Annotated in this window: 20 protein-coding genes; 9 read left to right on the top strand and 11 right to left on the bottom strand. The window is 32.1% G+C overall.

The window, feature by feature from the left end; genetic code table 11:
• Positions 1 to 161 precede the first annotated feature (161 nt).
• Positions 162 to 2,237 carry a S9 family peptidase gene (locus BT107_RS04665; RefSeq protein ID WP_244543095.1) on the top strand — a complete coding sequence of 692 codons (2,076 nt, stop codon included), beginning with the start codon at positions 162 to 164 and terminating at the stop codon, positions 2,235 to 2,237.
• A gap of 132 nt (positions 2,238 to 2,369) precedes the next feature.
• Here BT107_RS04665 and BT107_RS04660 read toward each other — a convergent pair whose 3' ends face one another.
• Positions 2,370 to 2,783 (bottom strand): YeeE/YedE family protein, encoded by a 414-nt coding sequence (locus BT107_RS04660; protein WP_072302577.1) that lies wholly within the window; start codon positions 2,781 to 2,783, stop codon positions 2,370 to 2,372.
• A gap of 4 nt (positions 2,784 to 2,787) precedes the next feature.
• Positions 2,788 to 3,345 (bottom strand): YeeE/YedE family protein, encoded by a 558-nt coding sequence (locus tag BT107_RS04655; RefSeq protein ID WP_072302576.1) that lies wholly within the window; start codon positions 3,343 to 3,345, stop codon positions 2,788 to 2,790.
• Between the two features lie 144 nt (positions 3,346 to 3,489).
• Here BT107_RS04655 and BT107_RS04650 point away from each other — a divergent pair, with 144 nt between their 5' ends.
• Positions 3,490 to 4,488, top strand: coding sequence for a metal-dependent hydrolase (locus BT107_RS04650; RefSeq protein WP_072302575.1), 999 nt, complete (start codon positions 3,490 to 3,492; stop codon positions 4,486 to 4,488).
• On the opposite strand, the gene cydB is transcribed toward BT107_RS04650, so the two are convergent.
• From cydB to BT107_RS04630, 4 genes are all read right to left on the bottom strand, one after another.
• Complete coding sequence (gene cydB / locus BT107_RS04645) at positions 4,485 to 5,561, bottom strand: cytochrome d ubiquinol oxidase subunit II (protein ID WP_072302574.1); 1,077 nt, start codon at positions 5,559 to 5,561, stop codon at positions 4,485 to 4,487. The genes BT107_RS04650 and cydB overlap by 4 nt on opposite strands.
• A gap of 2 nt (positions 5,562 to 5,563) precedes the next feature.
• Positions 5,564 to 6,895: a cytochrome ubiquinol oxidase subunit I gene (locus tag BT107_RS04640; protein ID WP_072302573.1), complete on the bottom strand. Its 1,332-nt coding sequence runs from the start codon at positions 6,893 to 6,895 to the stop codon at positions 5,564 to 5,566.
• A gap of 128 nt (positions 6,896 to 7,023) precedes the next feature.
• Positions 7,024 to 8,430 carry an MBL fold metallo-hydrolase gene (locus BT107_RS04635; protein ID WP_072302572.1) on the bottom strand — a complete coding sequence of 469 codons (1,407 nt, stop codon included), beginning with the start codon at positions 8,428 to 8,430 and terminating at the stop codon, positions 7,024 to 7,026.
• 66 nt (positions 8,431 to 8,496) lie between these two features.
• A complete protein-coding gene (locus BT107_RS04630; RefSeq protein ID WP_072302571.1) occupies positions 8,497 to 9,138 on the bottom strand; it encodes a Crp/Fnr family transcriptional regulator in 642 nt (213 codons plus the stop codon).
• Positions 9,139 to 9,373: 235 nt separating this feature from the next.
• Between BT107_RS04630 and BT107_RS04625 the strand changes: the two genes are divergently transcribed.
• The 4 genes from BT107_RS04625 to BT107_RS04610 all read left to right on the top strand — a co-directional run bounded on the left by BT107_RS04625 (position 9,374) and on the right by BT107_RS04610 (position 14,557).
• The gene (locus BT107_RS04625) at positions 9,374 to 11,785 is read left to right on the top strand and encodes a TonB-dependent receptor (protein ID WP_084639116.1); all 2,412 of its coding nucleotides are present in this window, start codon (positions 9,374 to 9,376) and stop codon (positions 11,783 to 11,785) included.
• 88 nt (positions 11,786 to 11,873) lie between these two features.
• Positions 11,874 to 12,200, top strand: coding sequence for a hypothetical protein (locus tag BT107_RS04620; protein WP_072302569.1), 327 nt, complete (start codon positions 11,874 to 11,876; stop codon positions 12,198 to 12,200).
• Between the two features lie 3 nt (positions 12,201 to 12,203).
• On the top strand, positions 12,204 to 12,506 hold the full coding sequence (locus tag BT107_RS04615) for a hypothetical protein (protein ID WP_072302568.1): 303 nt from the start codon (positions 12,204 to 12,206) through the stop codon (positions 12,504 to 12,506).
• Positions 12,506 to 14,557 carry a PepSY-associated TM helix domain-containing protein gene (locus BT107_RS04610; protein WP_072302567.1) on the top strand — a complete coding sequence of 684 codons (2,052 nt, stop codon included), beginning with the start codon at positions 12,506 to 12,508 and terminating at the stop codon, positions 14,555 to 14,557. Before BT107_RS04615 ends, BT107_RS04610 begins: the two co-directional genes overlap by 1 nt.
• 33 nt (positions 14,558 to 14,590) lie before the next feature.
• Here BT107_RS04610 and BT107_RS04605 read toward each other — a convergent pair whose 3' ends face one another.
• The 5 genes from BT107_RS04605 to BT107_RS04585 all read right to left on the bottom strand — a co-directional run bounded on the left by BT107_RS04605 (position 14,591) and on the right by BT107_RS04585 (position 18,900).
• Positions 14,591 to 14,950 (bottom strand): pyruvate kinase, encoded by a 360-nt coding sequence (locus BT107_RS04605; protein WP_072302566.1) that lies wholly within the window; start codon positions 14,948 to 14,950, stop codon positions 14,591 to 14,593.
• A gap of 240 nt (positions 14,951 to 15,190) precedes the next feature.
• Positions 15,191 to 16,246: a hypothetical protein gene (locus BT107_RS04600; protein ID WP_072302565.1), complete on the bottom strand. Its 1,056-nt coding sequence runs from the start codon at positions 16,244 to 16,246 to the stop codon at positions 15,191 to 15,193.
• A complete protein-coding gene (locus BT107_RS04595; RefSeq protein ID WP_072302564.1) occupies positions 16,221 to 16,475 on the bottom strand; it encodes a hypothetical protein in 255 nt (84 codons plus the stop codon). Before BT107_RS04595 ends, BT107_RS04600 begins: the two co-directional genes overlap by 26 nt.
• Positions 16,476 to 16,539: 64 nt before the next feature.
• Positions 16,540 to 17,316 carry an immunity 49 family protein gene (locus BT107_RS04590; protein WP_072302563.1) on the bottom strand — a complete coding sequence of 259 codons (777 nt, stop codon included), beginning with the start codon at positions 17,314 to 17,316 and terminating at the stop codon, positions 16,540 to 16,542.
• Between the two features lie 78 nt (positions 17,317 to 17,394).
• A complete protein-coding gene (locus BT107_RS04585; RefSeq protein WP_072302562.1) occupies positions 17,395 to 18,900 on the bottom strand; it encodes a S10 family peptidase in 1,506 nt (501 codons plus the stop codon).
• Positions 18,901 to 19,188: 288 nt separating this feature from the next.
• Between BT107_RS04585 and BT107_RS04580 the strand changes: the two genes are divergently transcribed.
• The 3 genes from BT107_RS04580 (at position 19,189) to BT107_RS04570 (ending at position 23,942) form a co-directional block, all read left to right on the top strand.
• Positions 19,189 to 19,674 carry a CAP domain-containing protein gene (locus tag BT107_RS04580; RefSeq protein WP_072302561.1) on the top strand — a complete coding sequence of 162 codons (486 nt, stop codon included), beginning with the start codon at positions 19,189 to 19,191 and terminating at the stop codon, positions 19,672 to 19,674.
• A 290-nt stretch (positions 19,675 to 19,964) separates the two neighbouring features.
• Positions 19,965 to 22,982, top strand: coding sequence for an Ig-like domain-containing protein (locus BT107_RS04575; RefSeq protein WP_072302560.1), 3,018 nt, complete (start codon positions 19,965 to 19,967; stop codon positions 22,980 to 22,982).
• Positions 22,983 to 23,018: 36 nt separating this feature from the next.
• Complete coding sequence (locus BT107_RS04570) at positions 23,019 to 23,942, top strand: PorP/SprF family type IX secretion system membrane protein (RefSeq protein ID WP_084639115.1); 924 nt, start codon at positions 23,019 to 23,021, stop codon at positions 23,940 to 23,942.
• The last annotated feature ends 10 nt before the right edge of the window (positions 23,943 to 23,952 follow it).

The following is a 23,952-nucleotide window of genomic DNA, read 5'->3' as shown; positions in this document are numbered from 1 at the left end:
TAGGGATAATGTTTGTTCTATGGTTTATGAGTTTAAAAGTTTATGAGGCTAGAAATAAAAAAATGATAGAAATAGTGCTCTAAAGTGAACTTAATTTTAGTAATAGTTACAAATTAGTTTAATAATTGTAAATTTAGCAACCAAATTAAATACTCAAAAGAATGAAATTGAACACTTTTAAAGCTGCTTTTTGTGCAGCACTATCTTTAGGTACAATTACAGTGGTATCTGCACAAGATAAGCTTAAAGAAATGCCTGGTTATGAGCAGTATACTAAAATAGCTCCGCAGATTAGAAGTTCTGTTAAGACATCTCCAAAATATATAAAATGGAACGATGCCGGAACTGCTTTTCAATATATGAAAGACGGTGAAGCTAAAGAGTTTACTATTGGTAAAGGAGAAGCTACAGCTACAACAAAACTAAAAGATGATAGATACGCAAACTGGGCAAACAGACCAGCTCGTGGTAGACAATATGCATCTGCTGAATCTCCAGACGGAAAGTACAAGGCTTTTACAAAAGACAGAAATATGTTTTTTAGTAATGCAGATGGTAACAATGTTGTTGCTATAACAACAGAAGGTAATGAAGAAAATCAATTAAAATTTGGTATTGCTACTTGGGTTTATGGAGAAGAATTGAGTCAGAACACAGCAATGTGGTGGTCTCCAGATAGTAAAAAAGTTGCTTTTTATAAGTTTGATGAAAAAGAGTCTAAAAAATACTACGTATTATACAATCAAACACAAATACAAGATTCTGTAGAAATTGAAGCATATCCTAAAGTTGGTGCTAAAAATTTACCTGTAGACTTAATGGTGTACGATTTAGAAACAAAGAAAATTACACCATTAGATTTAAGAGAAGGTAAACCATATAATGATGGTGATTTAGGTACATATATTTACGATATTAGTTGGACACCAGATGGTAAAGAATTACTATACCACAGTACCAACCGTAAGCAAAATGTTATGGAACTTAGAGCAGCTAACCCAAATACAGGAGTTTCTAGAACGGTAATTAGAGAAGAGTGGTTGCCAAGTTATACAGAAAATAGCCCAGAAATGCACGTTTTAAAAAATGGGAAACAGTTTATTTGGGCATCAGAACGTTCTGGTTTTAACAACTATTATTTATATGATTTTAGTGGTAAACTGGTAAAGCAATTAACAAAACATAATTTTGAAGTAGACGGTATTGTTAGTGTAGACGAAGCTAAAAAGATGTTTTATTACACAGCACGTAGTGGAGAAAACCATATGAAAATACAGTTACACAGTGTAAAATTAAATGGTTCTGGAGATAAGAGATTAACAGATCCCGCATTTAACCACACAGTATACTTAGCACCAAATAATGCTTATTTTGTAGATGTAGCAGAAACACATAATGTTGCACCAGTTACTAATTTAATGAGTATTAAAGGTAAAAAGGTAGCAGAAGTTGGTACATCAGACGTATCAGATTTTAAAAAATTAGGTTTAAAAACTGTTGAAGCATTTACATTTACATCTGCAGACGGAAAAACAGAATTACACGGATTTTTACATTTTCCTTCTAATTTTGATCCAAGCAAAAAATACCCACTTCTTTTAAGTAACTACGGTGGTCCTGCAACTAATGAGTTTACGGAGCGTTTTACAACGCCTAATGCATTAACAGAATTTGGATTTTTAGTAGCGGAAGTAGATGGTAGAAACGTTAAAGGTAGAGGTAAAAGATTGTTAGATAATTTATACCAAAACTTAGGTTTTACAGAAATGGACGATTTTGCAGCAGGTATAAAATCTTTATACAATAGACCTTACTTTAATAAAAATAAAGTTGGTGTTTATGGTACATCTTACGGGGGTACTACATCTGCAACCTTATTATTACGTTACCCAGAGGTTTTTCATGCAGCAGTGGCAAATTCTGCAGTAACAGATTGGCGTAATTACGATAACGTTTATACAGAGCGTTATATGGGCTTGTTAGAAGAAAACAAAAAAGGGTACGAGGCAAGTAGCTTAATTACTATGGCTAAAGACTTAAAAGGAGAGTTAATGATTTTCTTTGGTACTAGTGATAACAATGTACACCCAGCAAACTCGCTACAATTTATAAAAGCATTACAAGATGCGGGTAAGAGTTTTGAAGTACAAATAGGTCCAGATAAAGGACATACAGCTATGGATACTAGAAGAATGATGGAATTCTTTATAGAGCATTTAGTTATAGATAAAGAGTAAGTAGGTATTAATACAAAAATTATCAAACTCACATATAAAAAAAAGGCTTCATTGTAAAATGAAGCCTTTTTTGTTTAAAAATTATATGTTTATAGTTTGATGTTGATTTCAATAAAACATTAAACTATAGAATTAATGGGGTAATTTATCTTTTAAAACACCGTATAAAAATGTTCCTAGTACAGAAAAAACAATTACAATTAAAATAGGAGCAAAGCCAGCGCCTACTAATGTAAACATAGGACCGGGACAAGCACCTGCAAGAGCCCAACCTAAACCAAAAATAATACCACCAATTAAGTACCTGCTAATACTTTTGTTTTTAGGAATAAACTGTATTCTTTCGCCGTAAATAGATTTTAGTTTATAGCGCTTAATTAATTGTACTACAACAATGCCTATAGCAAGAGCAGAGCCCATTATGCCGTACATATGAAAAGACTGAAATTGAAACATTTCGTATATACGAAACCACGATGCTGCTTCTGATTTAAACATTGTAATACCAAAGAAAATTCCGATAAGTAAATATAATAGGGTTCTCATAGTCTTAAAAAATTAAAGGGAATAGTAGGTGAATCATAATTAAACCGCCAATGAAAAAGCCAATTACAGCTATTAAAGATGGCAACTGTAAGTTGCTTAGTCCAGATATTGCGTGTCCAGAAGTACAACCGCCAGCATATCTAGTTCCAAAACCCACTAGAAGTCCGCCAATAGCTAAAATTAGTACACTTTTAATATCTGTTAACGCATCTAAACTATATAGTTCTGTTGGTAAATACGCATTACCAGCACTAGAGAAACCTAGTTCTTTTAAATCTTTTACAGTTTCAGGGTTTATATTCACTACTGCAGTATCTGTTAAAAAGGTAGAAGCTATAAAACCACCAATAATGGCACCTAGAACAACCACTAAATTCCATCGTTGTGCTTTCCAATCAAACTTAAAAAAGTCAGATGTTTTATCTGCACCACAAATAGTACATAATGTTCTAAGGTTAGAAGACATTCCAAAATTTTTGCCAACCCAAAGCAATAAAAATAAGACTAAGGAAATTAGCGGGCCAGAAACATACCAAGGCCAAGGTTGCATTATTGCGTTCATTTTTTAATTTTAGTTCTATTAAGTGGCAAAGTAAATTCTTTTAATTGGTATTGTAAGTAACCTAGGTTACTAAAGACCGTAGATTATATATTTTATATACAAACAAGTTTAATTGTTTAGATTTACCATTCTTTAAATTATAGTATGGATTCTTTAACACAAATTGTATTAGGTGCCGCTGTTGGCGAAGCCGTTTTAGGAAAAAAAATAGGAAATAAAGCAATGCTTTATGGTGCTATAGCTGGTACAATTCCGGACTTAGATACTTTTGTTTCTTTTTTTACAGATACGGTTACCGGGCTAGAAATGCACCGTGGTTTTACACATTCTGTTTTATTCTCTGTTTTATTTGCTCCTATTTTTACTTGGTTAGTTACTAGGTACGAGAAATACAAAGATTTTAAAGGTTGGTGCTGGCTTTTCTTCTTAGCATTTGTAACACACCCTATTTTAGATGCGCATACAACTTGGGGAACACAATTGTTTTGGCCATTAGAAAACCGACTGGCATTTAAAACCATTTTTGTAATAGATCCGTTATATACAGTTCCTTTTTTGGTGTTTTTAATTCTAACAATGTTTCAGAAAAAAGAAAGTCTAAAACGTAAAAAATACAATAGACTTGGTTTAATAATAAGTAGTAGTTATTTACTATTAACCTTTGTTTTAAAAGGTGCAGCTTTTTATCAATTTAAAAAACAATTAGAAGAACAAAATATAGCATACACAGAGATTGAAACTAAGCCGTCTCCTTTAAACACCATATTATGGACAGCTAATGTAGAGACTGATGATGCTTATTATATAGGACATTATTCGTTTTTTGATACACAGCCAATTCGATTTTCAAAATACTATAAAAATCATATTTTAGTTGATGATTTAAAAGACAATCCTAAAATGCAACGGATGATTGCAATTAGTAAAGGATGGTATACTATAGATAGCTACAACGGTACTATTTATTATAACGATTTGCGTTTTGGAACATTAAGTTTAGCTTATAATGCTAGTGATTTTGTTTTTAGCTATGAAATAAAAACATATGGTAATGGTGATATTGCTTTTTATGAAAAACCAAAAAATAGAATCCAAGCTAAAAAAATGCTAGGAGAATTATGGCAACGTCTTAAAGGTAATTAATGATCTCCGTAGCCAATATCATCCATTTTCCCTTTAAAGACTTTGTATTGTATAAACATATATACAGCAACTAGTACAGCAGCTATGGCAAACCAATACACACCAACACCCAGCCCATAACTATCTGCTGCTGTATTGTAAAGTGTTAAAGAGGGGTTTATTGTATTTGTTGATGGTAATACCTTTGGAAAAATTGATGCCACTGTGGTTGTTATACCGCCAAAAAGGAATAGCGACGAAAATATAAATCCGATACCATCTTTTTTAAATGATTTTACTTTAAATAACCCAAAAAGACCCGTAAAGGTTAGAATAGGAAAAATCCATAACCAAGGTTTGTCTATAAAATTATGAAAAGGCTTAGGTTCTATTACGTGCCATACAAGAATAGAAACAGCAACTAATGCTAATAGCACAAAATTAAGGTTAAAAATAACCTTTCTCAGTTTTGTATTTAAGTCAGAATTAGTTTTAAATATAATCCAATTTGCTCCGTGTATTGCTAAAGACACAACTCCAATAATACCTAATAAAAGCGTAAACCAATCTATAATGCCTAGCTCTTCTGCTTGCGGACTAAATGTTGTATTCCATAATGGTAAAAAGAAATAGTGCCCCTCGTGTGTAGATACACCGTCTACAACATTACCAAGATTTACGCCTCTTACTACATTACCAAGTGCTACGCCAAAAAATAATGCTAATAATAAGCTAGCAATACCAAAAGCTTTGTCCCAAATGGTATGCCATAATGTATTGTTTATTTGTCCTCTTAACTCTAACCCAATAGCTCTAAAAATTAACAACCATAAAATAATAATTAAGGGCAAATAAAAGCCACTAAATGATGATGCGTAAAGTGTAGGGAATGCAAAAAATAATACGCCACCTACAGCAATAAGCCATACCTCGTTTGCATCCCAAAACGGACCAATAGCATTAGTAATTGCCTTTTTATCTTTCTCTTTTTTAGCGAAAAATAAATGTATAATTCCTGCACCAAAATCGTATCCGTCTAGGATAACGTAGATGGTTAACATTGTCATTAAAACGATATACCAAAAAAGCTCCATAATTAGTGTTTTTTAAGTTCTGGTCCTTTATTAATTATTTTACCTGCTAACATTAAAAATAATAAGCCTAATAAAAGATATAGACCTATAAAACCTAGTAGTGTAAACAATGTATTACCAGATGATACTGTTGGTGATGCACCTTCTGCTGTGCGTAGTAAGTTATAAACTAACCAAGGTTGTCTGCCTAATTCTGCAGTGTACCAACCCATAGTATTTGCTATATACGGAAAAGGAAGCATAAAAAGCAACGACCATAAAATCCATTTTGTAGTATATAGTTTTTTTCTGAATAATTGAACAACAGCAAAAAGTAGTAACCCTATAAAAATTGTTCCTAAACCAACCATAATATGGTACGCATAATATAAACCAGGGATGTTAGTAGGGTGTACACTTTTATCAAACTCGTTAAGACCCTTAATTTCTGCATTCCAATCTTGGTACGTTAAAAAACTAAGTATATTTGGAACGGCAATTTTATTGTCTAATTTTTGTTCTAATATATTAGGCTGTCCAATAAGTACTATTTCCGACCCACCATCTTCTGTTTTAAATATACCTTCCATAGCAGCAAAAGTTGCAGGTTGGTATTTAACCACATTTTTTGCAACTAAATCTCCAGTAGGAACAGCAACAATAACGCTAGCAAAAAAGCCAAAAATAACACCTGTTTTTAAAAATAACTTCCCAAAATTACTGTGTTTGTTATTTAAGATGTAAAATGCGCCAATGGCAGCAACAACAAAAGAAGCTGTGACTAAAGAAGCTGCTTGGTTATGAAAATAAGAGGGTAGAAGCCAAGTATTACTAAAGAGAGCACTAAAATTAGTAAGAACAAATTTTCCGTTTTCTAGAATTTCGTAACCAACAGGATGTTGCATCCAAGAGTGCGTAGCAATAATTAAATAACCACTTGCCCAGGAACCTAAAAACACTAAAAATCCGGTTAAAAAATGAAGTTTATGTCCAAGTAGTTTTTCTCCAAATAAAAACAAGCCTAAAAAGGACGACTCCAAAAAGAAAGAGAACATACCTTCCATAGCTAAAGTCTGACCAATAATACCACCAGTGAGTTCAGAAAACTTTGCCCAATTGGTACCAAACTGAAACTCCATAGGAATACCAGTAACCACACCCATAGCAAAGTTTAAAGCAAAGATTTTCATCCAAAACTTAGCTGCATCATTGTAGGTGTCTTCCTTAGTTCTTAAAAATTTCCATTTAAAATAAACAATTAATAAGGACAAGCCCATTGTTAATTGCGGAAACAAATAATGAAATGTAATTGTAAATGCAAACTGCATTCTGTCATAAAAGAGCATATCTTCCATAGCACAATATTTAAGAATAGGGTGTTTAACAAAGATACCGAAACAGTATCGTTTTAGATAAAATTCTAATGGTTTTGTCCTAAAAAAAAGGAGTGTTTTTTAGTAACACTCCTTTTGCTAACTAATTTTTATAACGTAGACGGACAAACGTAATTACTTACAGGTATTCCGCTTTCTTTTATAGCAACAAATCCGCCATTTATATTAACTAAATTATGTATTCCTCTACTTTTTAAAATAGATGCAGCAACCATACTTCTGTAGCCACTAGCACAATGCACATAAAAGCTTTTATTTGTAGGATATTCTTTAATGTAGTTGTTAATATAATCTAAGGGAGTATTAATAGTCCCTATCATGTGTTCAGATAAGTATTCGCTTTCTTTTCTAACATCAAAAACTTTTGTGTTGCTATCTAGTATAGTTTTTAAGTCTTTAACTGTGGTGGTACTAACAGTATCATACTCCTTAGCGGCTTTTTTCCAAGCAGAGAAACCTCCTTTTAAAACACCCAAAGTATTATCAAACCCAACTCTAGATAATCTAGTTACTGTTTCTTCTTCTCTACCTTCTGGAGTTACAAGTATAATTGGTTGTTTAACATCTGCAATTAATGCACCAACCCAAGGAGCAAAACTACCATCTATACCAATAAATATAGATCTAGGAATATGTCCTTTTGCAAAGTCGTCTTGATGTCTAACATCTAAAACAATTGCACCAGTCGTATTTGCTAATGTTTCAACCATATTGGGATCTAGTGCTACTGTTCCTCGTTTTAAAACATCAGCTATATCATCATAACCTTCTCTGTTCATTTTTACATTTAAAGGAAAGTACTCTGGTGGCGGTAATAAGCCATCAGTAACCTCTTCTATAAACTCTTCCTTTGTCATATTTGCACGTAAGGCGTAGTTTGTTTTCTTTTGGTTACCAAGAGTGTCTACGGTTTCTTTACTTAAGTTTTTACCACAAGCAGAACCAGCTCCGTGTGCAGGATATACCATAACAGTATCTGCTAAAGGCATAATTTTAGTACGCAAACTATTATATAAATAGCCTGCTAAATCTTGAGCTGTAATTTTTCCTGCCTTTTGTGCTAAATCTGGTCTGCCAACATCTCCTAGGAATAATGTGTCACCACTAAATATAGCGTGGTCTTTACCTTCTTTATCTCTTAAAAGGTAAGTTGTGCTCTCCATTGTATGCCCAGGAGTATGTAGTGCTATTATTGTAATTTCTCCAAGTTTAAATTCCTGATTATCTTTAGCAATAATAGCTTTAAAAGTAGGATTTGCATTTGGCCCAAAAACAATTGGAGCATTGGTTTGTTTAGATAATGTTACGTGTCCGCTTACAAAATCTGCGTGAAAATGAGTTTCAAAAATATATTTTATAGTCGCATTATTTTCCTTTGCTCTAGAAATATAAGGCGAAGTTTCTCTTAAAGGATCTATAATAGCAGCTTCGCCATTACTTTCTATGTAGTATGCGCCTTGTGCAAGGCAACCTGTATATATTTGTTCTATAATCATAACTTTGTAGTTTAGTATTAATACTACAAAATTAAGTTACACTATGTTAGTGTACAGTAACTTAGGTTACACTTTGTTTAAGTCTAGTATTTTAATATAATTTCTATGTAGTTCTATGCTTCCTAGTTTTTCTAATTTTTTTAATAGTCTAGATATTACTACTCTAGAACTGTGCAGGTCATAGGCAATTTCTTGGTGTGTATTTTTTAATATAGAAGTATTGGTTACTCGTACTTTTTCTTTTAAGTAATTAAGTAAGCGCTCATCCATATTTAAAAAAGCAACACTGTCTACAGTTAGCAATAATTCGTTAATTCTGTTATGGTAGCTTTCAAAAACAAAATCTCTCCAAGATTTATATTTGGCAGTCCAAACTTCCATTTTTTCTATAGGAATCATTATTAGCTTAGTATCTGTTTCTGCTATGGCTCTAATTTCACTTTTCTTTTGTCCCATACAGCAAGCCATTGTCATAGTGCAAGTTTCTCCTTTTTCTAGATAGTAGAGTAGTAGCTCATCGCCATCTGTGTCTTCTCGTAAAATTTTTATGGCACCAGAAACCAATAATGGCATAGATTTTACATAATCGCCAATTTCTATAAGTTTAAATCCTTCTGGAACCTCTTTATAAGTTGCAGATGCTATAATTTCTTGAAGCAATTCTTCTTCAAATAGAGTTCCGTAGCTGTTTTTTAATTCCTGAATCATAGTACTATCAAAATTAAACAATAGTTAGTAACCATCATATAAATAGACTACAAATTTCTGTTTTTTAGGGTGATAGTTATGTAACATAGGTTGCATAATTAGTTGAATAATATTGTATACATTAAGTTTATTTAGATTTAATATGAATAAGCTTGCTTTGTATTACTTGTTGCAATATGTTTGCAAAACAAAAAATTATTTTAAATCAATCTAAATAAAGATAATGAAAAATTTGATGACGTTAGCACTGTTATTTGTAGCCGTAGTAAGCGCTAAAGCACAAAATAATAAACTAACAGGTAAAGTAACAGACGTAGACAATAGTCCGTTAATGGGTGTAAATATTTCTGTAGTAGGTACAGGTTTGGGATCACAAACAGATTTTGATGGAGCATATAGTATCCAAAATGTAGAGGCAGGTACATATACATTACAAGTATCTTATATTGGTTTTAAGACTAAAGAGCTTGTAGTTACAATTGCAGGTAATGTAGAAAACAATATAGATACAATTAAGCTTTATGAGGGAAATGAAATTTTAAAAGAAGTAATTGTTAATGGCGAACGTGTAAACAAGTTTTCTAGAAAGTCAACAGCATACGTTGCTAAACTCCCTTTAAAAGATTTAGAAAACACACAGGTTTATAATACTATAACATCTGATTTGCTTGTGTCACAAATTACAACAAAGTTTGATGATGCTTTAAAAAATGCTGTTGGTGTAGATAAATTATGGAGTTCTACAGGGCGTGGTGGAGACGGATCTGGATATTACAGTATTAGAGGTTTTAGTGTACAACCACAGTTGGTAAATGGTATGCCAGGTTTAACAAACGGTACTATAAACGCAGCTAATATAGAACGTATAGAGGTAATAAAAGGGCCTTCTGCAACATTATTTGGAAGCTCTGTAACATCTTACGGAGGATTAATAAATACAGTAACTAAAAAGCCTTACAAAGGATATGGAGGAGAAATATCCTTAACAGCAGGTTCTTATGGTTTATCTGTACTTTCTGCAGATTTTAATACTGCTTTAGATAAAAATAACGATATCTATTTTAGATTAAATACAGCATACCACACAGAAGATAGTTTCCAAGATGCTGGCTTTAAAAAGTCGTTTTTTGTAGCACCATCATTATCATATCGTGTAAACAATAAATTATCTTTTTCTCTTTATGCTGAAATTTCAGAGGCTGAACAAACAAATGCAACATCGTTGTTCTTAAATAGAGCAGCAGTATCTGCATCTACAACTGTTGAAGAAATGGGGTATAATAATAAATTGTCTTACACATCTAACGATTTATCAATTGAAAATCCAACATCTAACTACAGAGTAGAAATGGATTATAAGTTGTCTGATGCTTGGCAGTCACAAACTATATTATCTAAAAGTAATACATCATCTAAAGGATATTACTCTTACTTATATGAGTACGGAATATTAGATCCGAATACTTTTACGAGACAAATAAGTAAAGAAAACAGTAAAACATATACAACTGATATTCAGCAAAATTTTATAGGCGACTTTAAATTAGGTACGCTACGTAATAGAATAGTAGCTGGTTTAGATTATTACCAAGCTACAAACATAAATCAAGGTTCTGGTTTTGCTTTTTATGGCAATGTATTACCAAACGGAGATACTAATGGCGATAATCCTTTTACACCAGATGTAGAAACGGATGCATACCCATTAACAGAAGCAGGTGTATTGTCTGTATTGGCATCACAAACAGCAAACAATATTAAATCTGAAACAAGTACATATAGTGCTTATGTGTCTGATGTTTTAAATATTACGCCAGCTTTATCTGCAATGGCAAGTTTACGTGTAGATAGGTTTGATAATGAGGGTGATATTACTACAGATGCAGATGATTACGCACAAACAACATTGTCTCCTAAGTTTGGTGTTTTATACCAACCAATACTGGATAAACTATCTGTTTTTGCCAATTATCAAAATGGATTTACAAACGTAGCGCCTAGTTTAGTTGGTGATCCTGCAGATGGACCACAAACGTTAAAGACATTTGATGCTGAACAAGCAAACCAATTAGAATTTGGATTAAAAACCAACTTGTTTAACGGAAGGTTAAATGCAACGGTTAGTTATTATGACATTACAGTGTCTGATAAAGTAATGACAGACCCAACATCTGCTTTTAATAAAATTCAAGACGGAGAAGTAGAAAGTAAAGGTATAGAGATCGAAATAAATGCAAACCCTATTAACGGATTAAATATTAAAGCCGGTTTTAGTAATAACGATAGTGAAATTACAAAAACAGATAATGCAATTTTAGCAGGAACACGTCCTATAGAAGCAGGAGCAGAAACTTTATATAACCTTTGGACTAATTATGAGTTTCAAGAAGGGAACTTAGATGGTTTTGGAGTTGGGTTTGGATTAAATGGAGCTAGTGAAAGTTCTATTATTAATTATGGTCCTGGGGGAACTTTTGACTTGCCTAGCTACACCATTTACAATTCATCTGTTTTTTACCAAGCAGATAAATATAGAGTAGGGTTAAAGCTTAATAATATGTTTAATGAAACGTATTACAAAGGATGGACAACCATTACGCCACAACAACCAAGAGTATTGTTGGCAAACTTTACCTATAAGTTTTAAAAAGATAGTTTAAGTCAGTTTTTGCAATGACACCTTAGTCTAGTTTTTACTTGGCTAAGGTGTTTCTAAGTATTATAAAATTATACAAATGAGCTTATTAATTTTAGTAACAAGCATTGCTTGTTTTTTAGCCTACAGTACCTCTAAACGCGCTGTAATTACTAAAGAAACAAAATTGTTGTTTTGGTTACATTCTAATAGTAAAATAACAAAAATAACAACTATAGTTTTTTTTATACTTAGTACTGTTTTTGCTATATATGCACTTGGTATAGCGGCGGGTATACTCACTTTATTTATACTAGTTATGCTAGTCTGGAGTCTGTTGGTCTTGTTAGCACCATTGCAAATAGTAAACTACAAACTACTGCTTGCCATTATTTTAATTTCATTTTTTCTAGAACAAACTTTATAAACTATGCCAGCAAATTCTAAATATTTAACAACAAGCCCTTGGCAACATTTTGCAAAAATATCATCAGGTATTTTAGGCGGTTATATACTAGCCTCTGTTTTGCATATTGCATTAGCATTATGGTTGCCAAACCCCAAAATAGTATTAGCAACATCTATGTATTCTATTTTTATAGTATGGGGGGTATTTATGATTATTCCTTTTCTGTTTAAAAACGGTTGGCTTGCTTGGGCGTTATATTTGGTTTTAATTATAGCCTGCAGTTTTGCTATTTATTTTGGAAAACTTAATTCCCCTTTAGTATAATGAGTAAACGTAATTACAATGTTTTTTTTCATACACATACCGTTAGTGGTATTGTAATTAGTGTAGCCTTATATATTATATTTTTTGCAGGAGCCTTTGCGCTTATTAAAGATGAAATTACTGCTTGGGAAAAAGGAAACACAGCAGAAATTTTAGCTCCTGAAGATATAGATTTTAATAGGCTTATAAAAAGTATAGAAGCAGAAGGCCATACACTTTATGGTAGAGACATACGCATAATACCAGCAGATGCTAAAAAAGAAATATACGTACAGTTAACGGACTCACAAGACACCACAATTGTTAATGTACCCAATAAACCTACTTATTTTTATGCAGATCAAGAAAGCTATAAAATAAGTGAGTATTACTCTTTTTACAGTGTAGGTGAGCTATTGTACAGGTTGCATTTTTTTCATCAACTACCAACGATAGGTATTTATATAGCAGGTTTTGTAGCATTCTTTTTTTTGTTTGCCATTGTAACAGGTGTAATTGTACATTGGAAAAAAATGGTTTCTAATTTCTTCATATTTAGACCTAAAACAAAGCTTAAAACAATTTGGACAGATGCACACACGGCGTTAGGTGTAATAGGACTTCCTTTTCAGTTTATATATGCTGTAACTAGTTGCTTTTTATGTATGTCTATTTTTGTGTTGTTGCCAGCAAATTATGTGTATAATAATAACCAAGAAAAGTTATTAGAAGACATACGTCCAATGATGAAAACTTATCCGTTAGAAGAAAAAATGGATACTGTTTTAGATGTAAATTCTTTTATGGCTAAGGCCGATAAAAAATGGGAAAACTTTACAGCACAGCAAATTTATATTAAGAATTACGGAGCATCTAATATGATGTTTCAGGTTGATGGTTTATTAGGCTCTAAAGAGAAGTTTTTAGGCAACGGAAGAGTCGTTTATAAAATGGCAACCAATACTATCGAATCTGAAAAAAGCCCATATGTAAACAGTTATGTAGAGGATGTAGAGCTTACCATACGTAAACTACATTTTGGAGATTTTGGTGGTATGTACTTAAAGGTAATATACTTTATACTAGCATTAATCACTTGTTTTGTAATTATATCTGGAGTACTTATTTGGCTAGAGGCACGTAACAAAAAAAATATATCTGCAGCAAAGCAATTGTACAATAGGCGAGTAGGGCACGTGTACTTGGCCATATGTTTAAGTATGTTTCCTATAACTGCGTTATCATTTATAGCATCTAAACTAATACCAAGAGACTTAGATGCTAGCAGACAAACTATTTTATATGTAGTGTTTTTTGTAGGTTGGCTATTGTTAACCATTTACTTTAAAAGCAAAAGAGACAATTACATTACTAACAAATACAGCTTGTTATGGGGCAGTATTTTAGGACTTTTAATACCAATAGTTAATGGTTTGGTTTCTGGTAACTGGTTTTGGAAAACATTTGCAAATAACCAATTAGATGTTTTTACAATAGATGCCTTTTGGCTGGTATTAGCATCAGTTGCGTTGGCTGTTTATTTTAAAATAGAACGAAAAGTACCAAAGGTTAGCCACGCTAAACTAGTAGCAGAATACCAGAAAACAGTTTTAGATCAAAGAAAAGAACAAGAAAATCAATTAGAAACTGAAGAAGATCAATCTAAAAAAATAAAATTTATGAGAACAAAAATTTCAATATTCTGGCTATTAATAGTAGTAGGCTTTATTATACACCACGTTTACGGTTTATTTGGTGTGTATTATAATGAGAGTTTAATGATAGAAGGTGCTACAGGAGATGTACCAGTAGATCACCATTTGTACCGTATATTTTTTGAAGGCATAGCAATGCTTTTTTGCATAGCAACCTTAGAAGTATCTAAACAATGGTTTAGATTAACTTCTATAATTTGGGCAATTTTATTAGGTATTTTTAATATATACCACTTTATAACAGCTATAGCTTATGAGGCTTCTAACATATCAGAAATACTAATACTAGCATTAATGGGAGTTGTAAGTGTATTATTAGTAAAGACACTTTTACAATGGCGAAAAGAAATAGCCTAAACAGTGTATTGTTAAATTAAAAAAGCATTTAGGTTATTCTAAATGCTTTTCTAACTCTTTAAACTTTCTATGAATAAACATAATTTCTTTTAAAGAAAACTCTTTTTCTTGAAACCAATCGTAAGCCTCAATTTTGGCATTTTCTACTTGTGCATCTCTAATAGCTTCAATGGTAACAATATGCCAATGTGCTCCTTTGTTTTTAGAAACCGGATAGCCAACATCACTAATAATGTAAGATTTACGAGGCTGATTTACCAATCTTACTCCGTTTTTTAAAACAGCTAAGGTTTTGGTAAGTGAAACAACCTCAGAGAAAGAGTAACGTGCAAAGTCGTTAAAACCATCTCGTTTTACATTAAAAAGCTTATCGCCAACTTCTAAATATCGCATAATTTATTTTACAAAGAGATCGCAAAAATAGAACGATTATCCCTTTTTTGCTTTACTACCAAGCACTACTTATTAACAATGGTAAGGGTTTTGTAGCTATTAAGCTGATACTGATAATTTTTAAGAGTTATTTTTTTATTTAATTATAGTAAATTAGTTTCTTCAGCTATCGCAACTATTTTGCTTATTTGCCTACTCTTTAAGCCACGAGCGTGACGCTCGCGCTAGCGGGGCATCTAACTAAATTAAATCAGTTTCTTCTTTCTCAAAAATATGAAGAGTTCCACCTGCTGTCAATACAGCAATCATACTATCATTTACCTTAATTTTATCTATATGATACCAGTTATCTTCATTAGAAATTTTTTTGGGATCTTTTAAGAGTTCATAATAATCTATAATCTTATTTGTTTTAAGGTCTAAGACAGCCAATATACTGGCTATTAAGGTTTCTCCTTGCTGTATAGCTAAGTATAATTTATTATTATGAATAGCACTAGATTGGTGTTTAATACTCCAATTATTAGCAGGAAAAATAGTGTTTAGCGTTATTGTTTTGCACTCCTCTGTATCTAAATTAAAAATACTTAACGTTTGTATGTTATTAAAAATGCCAGAAGTAGCAATAACTTCTTTGTTATTGTTATTATATAAAAAGCCTTTAAGGCTAGGTATTTCTTTGTGTACTTTACCAGTATCTGTGTTTATTATAATACTTCCTGTGGCGTTTAAACTGCTATTTGCAAAAGATAAAAACAACAAATTATTTATTACTAATAACTCGTTAGAAATTAAGTGATTGTTAATTTGTTTAGTATACTGTTGAAAGTTAAAACTCCACACTTCTTTTCCTGTATCTAAATAATAACAGTTTATATCTGTGTCATTTTTAGAAAGAAATGTATTATGTATTATTTTCTTAACTCTTTTATTACCTATACTTGTATGATTAACTACTTCAAAATCATCTAATGTCACTGAAGAAACACGATACTCATTATTAATTGAAGTCTCAACCCATAACTTATCCTCTATAGTTTCTATAGGAAATATATCTTCCTCAATTTTTTTAATTAGTTTAGCATTTAGGCTATTTAACTTTTCGATTTTTTTGTAATTTGTATAAATAAAAATTGAATTTTTATGTTCAAAAAGTAAATGTTGTGTATCAATGTTTTTCTTCCATATATTTTTATCATCATATTTGATTAAAATATCTTTTTTTGTGAATAAATATATACACTTATAACTTAAGTAAAAATTACTAATATTATTTATAGATTGTTTCAAATACATTTATTTCTGTTATTTTATTTATAAAATGATCTATTGAGCTTATTTCTTCATTTGGAAAAAATTCCTGAAGTTTATTAATTTTAGCTAATTCTTTTAACGCATCTTTAGCTTTTGTTGTAGACAGTATATTTTTTAAATCACTTTGCGTAAAAACTTGTTCAAAAATATGCCATTGTGTAATATCGTTTAAGCTATTGGCATTAAAAAAGTCCTCCGCTAGCGCAAGCATTTTTCTTGTTTGCTTACTCTTTACGGCACGAGCGTGACGCTCGCGCTAGTGGGGATTTTTGTTTTTATATTGATTCTTGTCTTAAAAAATTATAAGGTATTTCATAACTATCTAAAGGCTCAATTGGTAATATTTCTTTTGGAATGAGCGGAGAGTTAACTTCAACTTCAATACCTAAACGCCAAGCTAATTTTGCATAGCCTAATGCAGGTTGTGAAACATATTGAGCTAAAACATCATTAATATTTCTTTTCTTATGAATTTTAGGACTTACCAAATGCTCTAAAAGTTCCTCACATTTCCCTTTGTCCTGGTTAAAAAGAGCCTTATAAAAATCATAATCGATTTTTAATTCTTGTTTATTATTTGGTAGTTTAGAGAGCGTTAAAGTTTCAATGATATTTAGATTTCTTTCGATCCCTTGGACATCATTAACCATAAAAAATTGAACTGTATTACACCAAACAGCATCTTTTCCTTTTAACACGTTTTCATTCATACTGGGCATTCGCCCCCAAGCATTATATCTTAATTTCGAATACGTCTCAATTAAAATTTCATTATCGCTCAAAATAGGGTAGACAATATAAGGAAGTCCAAAATCAAATAATGTATCATTAAATTTTTCAACTCTCATTTTGTCAAGAAGTGATGCTAAATAGAAATGTAGTTTACTTTGCATATAATCTTTATCATTAATTGATTTGACAGCTAAGTCCACCTCCAAGAATCTAAAATTCAAACCCATTGTCTTTAAATTTCTCTCATCATCACTAATATGTTGAATCCAAATATCAGTACTCTTTAATTTATCAGAAATTCTATCGTTAATTGTTATCATATTTAAAAGTCCCCGCTAGCGCAAGCATCTTGCTTGTGCCGTTAAACCAACTAAAATTATTTAATATCACTACAAACTCTAATACTTAGCTGCTTTACCATTAGCAGCACTGTTTTTAATAAAAGCTCTTATATCTTGGTTAGCAGATTTTAAATCTTCTTTACGCAAGTACATCATATGTCCGCTTCTGTAGCCCTTAAAAGTAAATCTGTCTTTTAGTTTTCCGCTAGGGTCTGTTTGCCACATACTATATTTAGAGGTAAAGTAGGTTGTGGCACCATCATAATAACCAGTTTGGTACAATACTTTTAGGTATGGGTTTTCTGCCATTGCTTTGCGCAAACCTTCTCTAACATTATTATTGCTATTGTCCCAAGGGTGTACATTACCAAACATATTGTATTTAAGGTCTGTTTTAAAGTTTAAGTGTTCTCTAAGGTAAAAGTTAATTGCAGGTGTAAAAGAGTGTAACCATGAGGTAATTTCTGCATTATAATCGGGCTTTGTACCAGCAGCCATTTTGTCTATACCTAAATATCTAGAGTCTAAACGGCCAATAGTATGTCCGCTTTTATTGCGCAGTAAATCTTTCCAGAAAAAAGAAGTAGGTACCATTAAGTTATGGTCTAAAATTGCTTTTTTAGACATACCAGAGTAGTACGCCATTTTTTCTGCAACAGCTTGCTTCTCGGCATCTGTTACAAAACCACCTCTTGCAATGGCAGGCATAAGCTTGTCTATAGTATATTGTTCTACTTCTGGTAATACCTCTAACAAGTCTTTTTGTTGTAAAGCAGCAGGTAACATTTTATGATGCCAAGCAGCAGCAGCAAAATAAGGTAAGTTTATACCAGAAGATAAAGGTCCGTCTGCGTTGTATATTTTATAATCTGCTGGTGATACCATGATTACACCATTTAAATACATCCATTGAGACTCTTGCAGTTCTAATGCTAAACCAGACACGCGGGTACCGCCATAACTTTCACCAATAATATATTTAGGAGATTGCCACCTATTATTACGTGTAACAAATGTATTTACCCAAGCAGCCAAGTATTTAATATCTGCATTAATACCAAAAAACTGTTTGCGGTCTGGCATTTTCCCTTCTTTTTGGGCCACCATTCTAGAGTAACCCGTATTAACAGGGTTTACGTAAACAATATCTGCTACGTCTAAAATAGAATACGGATTATCTTTAATACCATAAGGTTGTACAGGGTAACCCTCGTCATCAATATTTAAAATTTTAGGTCCAGTATAAGCAATGTGCATCCAAACAGATGCAGATCCAGGACCACCATTAAAAGATATTACCAAGGGGCGTTCTTCTCCTTTGTTAACATTTGTCCTTTTATAATAGGTATAAAATAAAGTAGCAACCACATTGTCTTGTTTATCCCAAACTGGTTGTGTACCAGTAGTGGCAGAATAGGTAAGTTTAGTATTGTTTATTGTAGCAGAGTGGTTTGTTACTACTGTGGTATCTACAGCAATTTTTAAATCTTGACTAATGCTTTTTTGTGTGATACATATAAAGGTAGTAAGTAAACAAGCTTTTACAAGGAACAACTTTTTCATAGTTATTTATTTTATTGTTGAAGTTAAAAACTAAAAGTAGCTAAATAAGTATGTAGAACAAAAATGTATTCTCCTTTTAACTTTTTTATAGATTGATAAAATATGACTAACCCTAGATAATCTGCACGTTTCTAGGTTGAAAAATTTTCTCTGTTTTTTTTAAAACGGTCTAATGGACACTTTTTTGCATTTCAACGTTCAAAAGGATCCATTCAATTGATTCTTGAATATTTAGCTTTTTATCCGTGGTAACTTTGTCCCAGAATTAACCTACAAATGTTTATTACGATGTCAAAATTTAATTTTTTAACTTTAGGATTATTAGCTTTATTTATCACAATGACTTCTTGTACTACAGAAAGTATTGAGCAAGAAGATGCAATATATGCACAGGTTAATACATCTAGTGATTTAGAAAATGAAGTTATAGAGTTAGTTAACGAGTACAGAGCATCTCAAGGTTTAAATACTTTAGAATATGGTAAAGTAGCATACAACTTTGCAGCAGAGCATAATAGTTATATGATTGAGGAAGGTAAAATTAGCCACGATAACTTTAATTTACGTGCATCTAATTTAGCTGTAGAGGCAAATGCAGATTTTGTATCAGAGAATTTAGCTAAAGATTTTAAAACTGCAAATGGTGTTGTTAAAGCTTGGATTAATAGTCCAACACATAAGAAAGTAATGGAAGGTGATTTTACTTATACTGCTATTAATATTAAAGCAGATGAAAACGGTAAATTATACTTTACACAATTATATTACAAATAAGATTTTTTTAGATTAAAAAAACCTCTTTTTGACAACTCTTTTAAAGCAATGTTTATTGTTTTAAAAGAGTTTTTTTTGTTACAAAAACATATAAATAGTTAATTTTTAAAACATTGCGTTATTATTAATAAAAGTTTTGAATAGCTAAATTATCTTCAAAGTCTTAAAATTATGTGTATTTCATCGAAATGGGGTGTATTTCGTCGAGTAAATGCAATAAGTGGAAAATACGTATAGCAAAGGTTACGTTATAAAAGTACCAAATTATTACTTAACCAAAATTATACTGTATGGAACTAATTTTACCCCAAAAAATTAAATTCATTTTTGTAGCAATAGTCCTCATATTTGCCACAAATTTAAAGGCACAAACAAAAACGTATGCAACTGTAGTTGCAAATGAGAGTAGAGTAGATAACGCAACTAATGCAGTTGATGGTGATTTAGTCACTAAAGCGGACATTAATGCAGGATCTGGTGTTCTTGCAGGTATAGGAGCTTACAGTGGTCACTTAGATCTAGAGTATCCTGCAAATTTACCAGCCAACACTACTAGTTTTACAAAAATTGAAACAGAAGATGATCTATTACCTAGTTTATTAGGTGGTAGTTTAGGTGGTTTGTTATCAGAAATTACAGGTATTCTACTTCTAGGAAATCAGGAATTTTCTGTACTAGCACAAAATGATGCTGTTACTGTTTTAGAAAAACAATCTAATGCTGTAAACGGATTCTCTACAGATGATGTACGCGTAGTAACAGATAAAAACAACGATTATTTTTTAGCAGTAACCCCAGAACAAGAATACAATAGAATACGTATAGAAAACAGAATGGGTTCTTTAATAGGCTTAGGCAATACTAGAGAACTTGGTGTTTACGAAACGTATTATACTACAGGCGCTGGTGCTTGTGGCTTACCAAGTTACACTTCTTTTAGTGGTAATGGTGTTTCTTTAGATCTATTAGATCTTGGAGGCGCAGGAGTAAAAGATCCACATTTAGCAATAGATGGTGACCCAACTACGTATTCTGAATTAGGATTAGGTATTATTGGTGTTGCTGCTAATATGCAACAAACGGTATATTATGATACGGATTCAGACCCCAATGATAATGTTTATATTATTTTAGGTGCAGATCCTTCATTAATAAATGTAGGTTTACTAAACAATGTAGACGTAAGCGCTAGAAATGGTGTGCAAAATGTTTTCTCTGGAGATTTATCTAGTTTATTAGATGTAGACTTATTAGGTCTGTTAGAAAACGGAGATAATGCAATTGTTGCTTTTAATCCAGGAGGAGCTGTAGACCGAGTTACCGTAAATTTAGAATCGTTATTAAATGTAGCTGTTGGTCAGCAGTTACGTATTTATGATATTTTTAGAGCTCCAGAACAGCCAGAGCTTGCTGCGTCATCTACAGATGTAAATATATGTAGTGGTTCTACAGTAGATTTAATAGCAGAGTCTAACGGTACAGCAACAGAGCTACGTTGGTATGATGCAGAAACTGGAGGTAATTTACTTGCAACCGTAAACTCTGGAGATCCTTACACTACACCCGTTTTAAATGCAGATCAAACTTATTATGTTGCAGCTGCGCATATTGGTTGTACAGAAGAATCACCTAGAGTAGAAGTTCCTGTAACAGTAGCAGCAATACCAACAGCTACAGATATAACTGTAGTTGGTAACGATAATCCTATTTGTTCACAAAACAATGTTGTTTTAGTTCCTTCTAGTTCTAATAATTTAACTTTTAATTGGTTTTTAGACGCTAATGAAACTATGCCTATTACAGATGGTATGGTTTTAGACGGAGCAACATATAACATAGACGCTAACGGTGTACTAACTGTTAGTGGTTTAACAGAAGTTAATAGTCCTTATACATTTTATGTAGGTGCTACAGACACTGCTGCTGGTTGTACAAACGCACCTGGAGATGTAAAAGCTGTACCTGTAACTATTGTAGACTCTACAGATGCAGTAAGTGTTACTTTAGATTCTGTTATTAACCTACCTAGCTTAATTAGTATTTTTCAAGGTAATCCAGCAACAAATGTAACTGGTTCTGTAACGGGTGATGCATCTCCAGGAGATGAGATTACTTTAGCAGTAAATGGAGAAACTTACACAGGTATACTAGATGCTAATTTAGATTTTAGTGTAGCTGTAGATGGTATTAACCTTTTATCAGACATAGATAATATTTTAGAGGCTTTTATTTCAGGCGGACTTTGTACTAGTACAGATGATATTACTGTTGTAATTCCAGATTTTATACTAGATAATTTAAATCAGGTTTTTTGTGCTTCAGATGATGTAACACTACTAGATTTAGACGTAAACGGAAACAATGTGTTGTTTTTTGATAGTCTTTTAGGTAGTGCAGAATTAGATGTTAATGCTCCTTTAGTAGACGGAGGAACATATTATGTAGGTCTGTTAAATGTTCCATTATCTGTTTTACCACGTATAGCAGTAACGGTTACAATTTTAAATACACCTGCACCAACTACAATAAATGAAACTCAAACTTTTTGTGTAGCTAATAATCCAGTTGTAGCAGACATACAAGTAAACGAATCTAGTGTTATTTTTTACGATAGTGCTACAGATGGTACAATGTTAGATCCTTCTACGGCTTTAGTAGATGGCACTACATACTATGTTGCTAATACAGAAAACGGTTGTGAAAGTACAACAAGGTTAGCTGTTACTGTTTTGGTTGAAGAACAAGAAGTAGCAACTATTACTGGTATTTTTGAAGATGCTTGTTTAGAAGATTCTTATATGTATACAACAGAATCTGGTAAGCAAAATTATGTATGGACAGTTGCTGGCGGTACAATTACAGAAGGAGGTACAAGTACAGATAGTTTTATTACTGTTACCTGGGACGATCTACAAAATACTTCGGTTGTTGTTTCTTATGACAATGCAGCTGGTTGCACATCTACAGAAAACACACTAGAGGTTGCTGTAATTTCTTGTGGAGAAGTTTTAGGTGAAGAGTTTTGTTTGTTTGTTTACAACGAGTTTACACCAAATAATGATGGTTACAACGACTTTTTTGAAGTTAAATGTATTGAAGATTACTCGTCTAATACATTAAAAATATTTAACAGAAACGGAAACCGAGTTTTTGAAACTGTTAATTATAAAAACGATTGGAATGGTGTTGCAAACGTAAATGGTGTGTTAAGTAAAGGAAACCATTTACCTTCAGGAACCTATTATTATACCCTTGCTATTCCAGAGCTAAACAGAACTTTAAAAGGCTGGATACAATTAGCAAGATAAACCTAACCAAGACGACAACCCCAAATTAATATTAAAATGAACTTAACCAAAAATATAAAGCATTTAGTGCTAGTAGTTATACTATGCAGTATAAGTATAGTCAATGCACAGCAAGCCCCGCAGTATACTCAATATATGTATAATACAATGACGTTAAACTCTGGGTATACAGGAACAGGAGGCAAATTAGAAGCAACATTATTACACCGCTCACAATGGGTTGGTTTAGATGGTGCACCAACGAGTCAGTCTTTTTCTATACAAGGAAAATTAAAGGAGAGAATAGGAGTAGGCTTAAGTGCTGTTAATGATAAACTAGGAGCATCTAACAACATAGTAGTTAATGCTAACTTTGCTTATGAGCTTCCGTTAGGTTACACAACAAAATTATCTTTAGGTTTAAATGCCGGTTTAGATATTTTAAACATAGATTGGTCTAAGGGTAGTTATTCAAATAATTTAGATCCAATTTTTAACCAGAACAATAAAGATGTACGTCCTGTTTTAGGAATAGGAGCTTTTATGTATGGTACAAAATGGTATGCAGGTTTATCTACGCAAAACCTTTTTAATTCTGAAATCTATAATGATAAGGATGATATAGTAACAGACCGTAAAAGTCAATATTATGCTATGGCTGGTTATGTTTTTGATTTGTCTAGAAACTTAAAGTTTAAACCATCTATATTAACTAAACACGTATCTGGAGCACCAGTAACAGTAGATGTTTCTGGAAATTTTCTAATAAATGAAAAATTTAGTTTAGGAGCAGCATATCGTTATGATGATGCAGTTAGTGCGTTAGCAGGTTTTCATATCACTAAAGAGTTGTTCTTAGGCTATGCTTACGATTATTCTTTAACAGATTTAGGAGACTACAATAACGGTTCTCATGAGATTATTTTAAAGTACAGTGTTTTCAATTCAAAAAAGAGAGCACTATCACCAAGATTCTTTTAAAAATATAGAT

The organism is Cellulophaga fucicola (genome assembly GCF_900119145.1).
Lineage (GTDB): Bacteria > Bacteroidota > Bacteroidia > Flavobacteriales > Flavobacteriaceae > Cellulophaga > Cellulophaga fucicola.
This window is presented reverse-complemented; position numbering and strand designations above follow the sequence as displayed.